We start from the raw sequence: 1,823 nt of genomic DNA, 5'->3' as shown, positions 1-1,823 counted from the left end.
CACCGTCTGCACGTGCCAGCCGTAGGCCTCGTAGCGTGCGGCGACGTCTTCGGTGAAGGCGACGTTGGTGTCGTCCTCGATCGAGATCTGGTTGGAGTCGTAGATGGCGATCAGGTTGCCCAGCTGCTGGTGACCGGCGAGCGAAGACGCCTCGCTGGTGACGCCCTCCTGCAGGTCGCCGTCACCGGCGATGACGTAGATGTCGTGGTCGAACGGGGACTGCCCTGCCGGGGTCTCCGGGTCGAACAGGCCGCGCTCGTAGCGGGCGGCATAGGCGAAGCCGACGGCGGATGCCAGCCCCTGGCCGAGAGGCCCGGTGGTGATCTCCACGCCGTCGGTGTGACCGTACTCGGGGTGGCCTGGGGTCTTCGAGCCCCACGTGCGCAGCGCCTTGAGGTCATCGAGCTCGAGCCCGAAGCCGCCGAGGTACAGCTGCACGTACTGGGTGAGCGACGAGTGTCCGGCCGAGAGGATGAAGCGGTCGCGGCCGAGCCAGTGAGTGTCGGTCGGGTCGTGCCGCATGACCTTCTGGTACAGCAGGTATGCCGCCGGTGCGAGACTCATCGCGGTGCCGGGGTGGCCGTTGCCGACCTTCTCGACGGCATCGGCTGCCAGCACTCGAGCGGTGTCCACCGCGCGCCGGTCGATCTCTTCCCACTGCAACTCCGACACTAGGTCGCCTTTCTCGAGGGAGTGCGCCGTGTCGGGGCGGTCCGCAGCCCTCGTTCGCAAGGGGTGACGGGGGCCCGTGGACACCGGCGCGCGTGTGGGTTCAGCATAGCGAAGCGGGGTACCTGGGAGGGCGGGGTTGTGGCTGTGTGACGATGCCGGCCCGGCTCGCCCGGCGAAGGTCATGGCCTAGACTGAGGAAGCAATGGGCGCGGCGATAGCGGGGAAAATGGACATCACGACGACGTCGGGCAGTGTGCAGGCGGCGGCCCCCTCCTTCGGACGCACCGTCCGCGCCTACGTTGCGCTGACGAAGCCCCGCGTGCTCGAGCTGCTTCTGGTGACCACCGTGCCGGTGATGATCCTCGCGCAGGGCGGGTTCCCCAACCTCTGGCTGGTGCTCGCCACCGTTATCGGCGGCTCGATGAGCGCCGGGTCCGCGGCGGCGTTCAACATGTATCTCGACCGCGACATCGACGCGCACATGAAGCGCACCGCCGGTCGTCCCATCGTCACCGGCGAGGTGTCGCCCCGTGGGGCGCTCATCTTCTCGTGGGTGCTGGCCGTGGCATCCACCCTCTGGCTGCTCGCGACGACCAATTGGGTCGCGGCCGCGCTGTCGGTGGGGGCCATCTTCTTCTACGTCGTGATCTACACGATGATCCTCAAGCGCCGCACCGAGCAGAACATCGTGTGGGGCGGTATCGCCGGTTGCTTCCCGGTGCTCATCGGCTGGTCCGCCGTCACCGGTTCGCTGTCGTGGAGCGCGTTCATCCTCTTCGCGCTGGTGTTCCTGTGGACGCCGCCGCACTACTGGCCCCTGTCGATGAAGTACAAGGGCGATTACGCCGAGGTCGACGTGCCCATGCTGGGCGCCACGCGCAACGGCTCGCAGGTCGGCCTGCAGGTCATCCTCTACGCCTGGGCCACCGTCGCGTGCTCGCTGCTGCTGGTGCCAGTCGGCGGCATGGGCCTGCTCTACACCGTGTCCGCCCTCGTCTTCGGCGGCTGGTTCGTGTACGAATCGCACGTGCTCTACAACCGTGCGGTGCGCGGGACCGAGCCCAAGCCGATGCGCGTGTTCCACGCGTCGATCACCTATCTGACGCTGCTGTTCGTCGCGATCGCGGTCGACCCGCTGCTGCCCTTCTGAG

General features: G+C 67.8%; 1 protein-coding gene and 1 pseudogene. One reads left to right on the top strand and one right to left on the bottom strand.

Features of this window, described 5'->3' with window-relative positions; genetic code table 11:
• Positions 1–672, bottom strand: a pseudogene (locus NQ160_RS23225) (transketolase); the annotation flags it as partial.
• Between the two features lie 226 nt (positions 673–898).
• Between NQ160_RS23225 and NQ160_RS23220 the strand changes: the two are divergent.
• Entirely contained in the window at positions 899–1,822 is a 924-nt protein-coding gene (locus NQ160_RS23220) for a heme o synthase (RefSeq protein WP_257517374.1), read from the top strand.
• The last annotated feature ends 1 nt before the right edge of the window (position 1,823 follow it).

It is taken from the genome of Microbacterium sp. zg.Y909, assembly GCF_024626565.1.
The sequence above is the reverse complement of the archived record's forward strand: the minus strand, read 5'-3'. Positions and strand labels throughout refer to the sequence as shown.

Coding starts and splice junctions, on each gene's coding strand:
- NQ160_RS23220 (WP_257517374.1), top strand. CDS start 899: ATGGACATCACGACGACGTCGGGCAGTGTGCAGGCGGCGGCCCCCTCC.